The 3188-nt window shown below is 77.3% G+C and carries 1 protein-coding gene; it reads right to left on the reverse strand.

Translation table 11 applies throughout. The annotated features are described in order from the left end of the window. Window positions 1-205: 205 nt before the first annotated feature. Window positions 206-2977: a hypothetical protein gene (locus tag ABZ945_RS06375; protein ID WP_361264799.1), complete on the reverse strand. Its 2772-nt coding sequence runs from the start codon at window positions 2975-2977 to the stop codon at window positions 206-208. Window positions 2978-3188: the final 211 nt, after the last annotated feature.

Consider the following 3188-nt stretch of genomic DNA (forward strand, 5'->3'; position numbering starts at 1 on the left):
CGCACCGCGCGGTCCCAGCGCCGCGCCTGGGTCTCCTGGCACGGCGGGCAGGACCGCCGCGCGTCGTATGGCCGGGCTCGACGTCTGCGAGCCGCCTTCTTGCTCGGGCATCGACACTCCTGGGTCTCCAACTCTTGTGAGAGCGGTGGGTGGTGGGCTGCTACGGAGGGGATCGGGGGTGGGGTGGGGTGGTTTGGGAGGTGGGTCATCCGGCCGGGGGGCCGGGTGTTCCCAGGGGGCCCGCGCACCGGTCGGGCCAGACGAAGGTGGGCAGGGCGGGGGTGGTGGTCGGGTCGGGGCGCAGGGCCTCGTCCAGGCGGGCGAGCACCGCGCGGTCCTCTTCGTCGAGATCGGTGTCGTCGGCGGATGGGGCGGAGGGCGGGGGTGTGGTGGTCGGGGGCAGTTGGCGGAGCAGGACGAGCGGGGTGGGGCGGTCGGTACGCACGTCCAGGACCCGGAAGGCGCTGCCCGGGGGGAACACGACCTCGTCGGCCCCGGCCGCGCCGGGCACCGCCGGTATCCGCCGTCCGGTGACCGACCAGATGGCGTACGCGGCGTGCGCCGGACCGGGGCCGTCCACCCCACCGACGGGCAGAGCGGTCACGGCGGCCGGATCGCGCAGTACGGTCCCGGGCCGGGGCGGCTCGGGTGCGGCTGCGGGCTGGGCGCCCCGGAGGGCCGGGCCCTGGAAGTACGGCAGGCGGTGGAGGGCGGAGGAGAGGCAGGCCGCGTAGGGCAGCAGCCGTTCGCCGCCGGCGCGCAGCTCGCGGTCGAGTTCCCGGTGGCCCATCGGGCCGTCCGTCACGCCGAGGTAGAGCAGCAGGGCGACCAGGTCGGTGCGGACCGCGACCTCTTCGGCGTCGCGGAGGGCGGGCAGCCGGGTCAGGGTCCTGGCCACCGTCGCCGAGTGGCGTTCCCAGACCTCCTCGGCGAGCAGCAGGAACGCCGCGCGCTCGGCGTCGGTGCTCTGGCGCTCGGATGCCGGCGGCACCACTGGCGAGGGCGGTGTGGGGATGGGGGGTGGGGTGGCGGCCGGAGGCGTGGTGGCGAGGGGTGTGGACGGGGCCGTCAACAGGGACGGCGGGGAGGCGGGCGGCGGGGTGCGGCGGAATCCGGGCCGGGGCGCGGGTGCGCCGGTGGCGGACGCGTGAGCGGCAGCGGTGGCGGTGTGCGTACCCGGTGTACCGGGTGCACTGGTTGCCGGGGCGGGGGTCGTGGGCCGCCGTCCGGAGGAGTCGGCTGACCGGGGCGGCATGCTCCCGGTGGTGGCGGTCGGCACCGGCCGGGGCGCGGGCGGCTCCTCGGCCTCCGGGGCCCTCACCGGCGACGCGGCGGTCGGAGCGGGTGCGCCGGGAGCGCTCTCCGGACGGCCGACCGGCCCGGATGCGGTCGGGATGGGCACAGGGGCGGGGGCGGGAATGGGGGCGGGGACGGGGGCGGGGAGGCCGTATGGGGTGGCCGGGGTGGGGGTCGTGGGGGCGGCGGGGCGGCCGAAGCCGCCGAAGCGGACGCTGCGCAGGGCGTGGTCGGTGGCGAGCCGGCGCAGTTCCCGGCCGCCGTCCTCGGCCTTGCCGTGCACATGGAGCCGGGCCCGGGTGCGGGTCTCGGGCGGCAGGGCGTCGAGCAGCCGGGTGAGCGCCGGGTAGAGGGAGTCGTCCAGGGCCTCCCCCGGGCTGCCCACCTCGATGGCGGGGCCCTCGGCGTCCACCGGGCGGGTGGCGGGCGGCGGCGGTGCGTCCCGGCGGCCGACCAGCAGGCCGGCCCGGCTCACCGTGACCTGCCAGTGGTCGGACAGATGGATGACGCCGTCGTCGAGGTCGCCGGAGCCAGGCAGCGGCGGGCTCCAGCGCAGCAGCCGCGGTTCGTCGGCGCCGGACGGGCAGAGCACCGCGTCCACATACGGCTGCCAGCGGGGTGCCCCGTCGGCGCCGAGCAGCACGGAGCGCACGGTCTCGGTACCGGCCGCGTCCGTACCGGTGAGCAGCGGCAGCCCGCTGTAGACCACCACGTCGGAGCCGACCAGTTCGGCGGCGGACCGGCCGGCCGGGAGCACGTCCCGGCGGCCGCCCGGGGCGAGGCGCACGGTGGATCTGGCTTCTTCGGGCAGGGCGGTGAGGACGTCGGCCAGGTCCTCGGCGGGGAGGTCGTCGCCCTCCGGCACACCGAGCACCAGCAGGGGACCCTGGGCGTCGATGGGGACCGCGTAGCAGAGGTCGTCGGGGGCGGGGGCCCGGACGCCGCCGGGGCGGATCAGCACCCCGGCCGGGATCTCCTGCACGACGCTGCCGCCGCGGGTGCGGCTCGGCAGCCGCCCGGGTCCGGGCTGCCAGCCGGGGGCGGGCTGCCGGGGGCCGAGCGGCACGGGGGCCGCGCCGGGCCGGAAGTGCCACCAGCCCCGGTGGGCGGGGGTGGGCGCGGCGGCCGCCCGGGACGGCTTCCGTCCGGTCGCGGTGCGGGGGCGTGCCCTGGTGTTCCCGGGCTCCGTGCCGCTTCCGCTGCCAGGGTCGGGATCCCCTGGGTGGTGGACGAACAGGCCGCCGCCGGGGACGCAGAGCACCGTCCCGTCGGGGGCGAGCACATCCAGCTGCCAGGCGTCGGCTATCCGCCGGGCCAGCGCCGAGCGGTCGCCCGGGCGGTCGTCACCGGAGCCGGACATCACCAGCCGGACGGTGGTGAACCCCTCGTCGCTCAACTGGTCCAGCAGGGCGCCCAGTCGGGGCCACAGCTCGGGGGCGGAGTCCTGGTCCGCCCCGGCGACCAAGGTAATGATGCCGGGGTCGTCGGCCTCGGCGCAGCGGACCAGGTCGGCTATCTCGGTGGGGCCGAGGAGTTCGTCGGAGGGCTGGCGCAGCAGCACCACCCGGTCGTACTCCTCGACCAGGAAGCCGGTGCGGGCGCCCGCTCCCCCGGTGCCGGTGCCGGTGCCTGCGGTGGCCGGTGGTGGGGCCTCGCCCGGTCGGCGGGTCCAGCGCTTCACCGGTCGCCTCCGAGCCGGTCGTCTCCGAGCCGGTCGCCTCCGAGCCGGCCGTCTCCGGGCCGGTCGCCTCCGGGCCGGTCGCCTTCGACGGGTGCCGCTGATCGGTGATTTCGGGGACTTTGGCCAACATGACCTATTCGCACGGTAGTTGCCTGCCAGGTGAGAAGTCTGTCCGGACCGGATGGTACCGGTTGGGACGGCCGGAAGGTCA

Source organism: Streptomyces sp. NPDC046887 (genome assembly GCF_040644755.1).
GTDB classification, from domain to species: Bacteria; Actinomycetota; Actinomycetes; order Streptomycetales; family Streptomycetaceae; genus Streptomyces; species Streptomyces lichenis.